1 protein-coding gene is annotated in these 804 nt (G+C 60.9%); it reads left to right on the top strand.

The features are described from left to right. Window positions 1-124: 124 nt before the first annotated feature. A complete protein-coding gene (locus tag E5X88_RS33510; protein WP_292168559.1) occupies window positions 125-430 on the top strand; it encodes a hypothetical protein in 306 nt (101 codons plus the stop codon). Window positions 431-804 lie beyond the last annotated feature (374 nt).

The following is an 804-nucleotide window of genomic DNA, read 5'->3' as shown; positions in this document are numbered from 1 at the left end:
ATTCCAGACCGATCGCACCGCCCTCACCAACGAGCGAGTAATGCCGCTTTTCAAATAGTGCACCGGCCGCGTCGATTGACGGCGCGGCCGGTTGTCATCATCGCAATCACCGAGAGGAACGGCAATGAGCCGATACACTGTGGAGATCACAAACGGGACTGCAACGGATGCGCAAGGGACCATCGGTTACGATCCGCCGTTGCGAACCTTCTTTCTGCAAGGCTTTCCGCATCCCAAGACCGACGAGTGCGCGCTGTGGTTCGGCACTTTCCTGGAGGAATTTCCGACCCTGGAATCGATCATCAAGACAGCGCGAGCACAGGGATACGAGGTTCGTGGGCTGAAGCGAAAAATGATTCTGGCGATGCTCAAGGAAGCCGGGCCGCCGCACCCGCCAAGCCGTGGTGAACGACTCGGCATTGTGCGGTAAGCTGCAGGAATCAGTTTTCGAGGGCGAAAGCAGCAGCGCCGGGCCAGCGGCGCGCTCGGGGAGGACGGGCCACCCCGACCGAGGCGACGGCCTCGCCCTCGAACCGGAGGTGATTGCATGTGGTACCTACCACTTAGCATCACCCTAGACGTGAAAAGGACTCGGACCACCTGGCTAGTGAGTATCCGAGTCCAATTCTTGCTCTAGGAAATGGGGGCGAGCCGAAAGGCTCGTCCCTACTCCGGAACCTAATATAGCGCCTTTTCCCCGGCATTTCAAAGCCGGACCACTCCAGCCCGCATCGAACGGGCTAGGAACCGTGCGAGGGCGCCCCTGACGCCGTTCCCCTCGCGCTCCCCTGCCCCCACCACGAC

It is taken from the genome of Mesorhizobium sp., from assembly GCF_004962245.1.
GTDB lineage: Bacteria > Pseudomonadota > Alphaproteobacteria > Rhizobiales > Rhizobiaceae > Mesorhizobium.
This window is presented reverse-complemented; position numbering and strand designations above follow the sequence as displayed.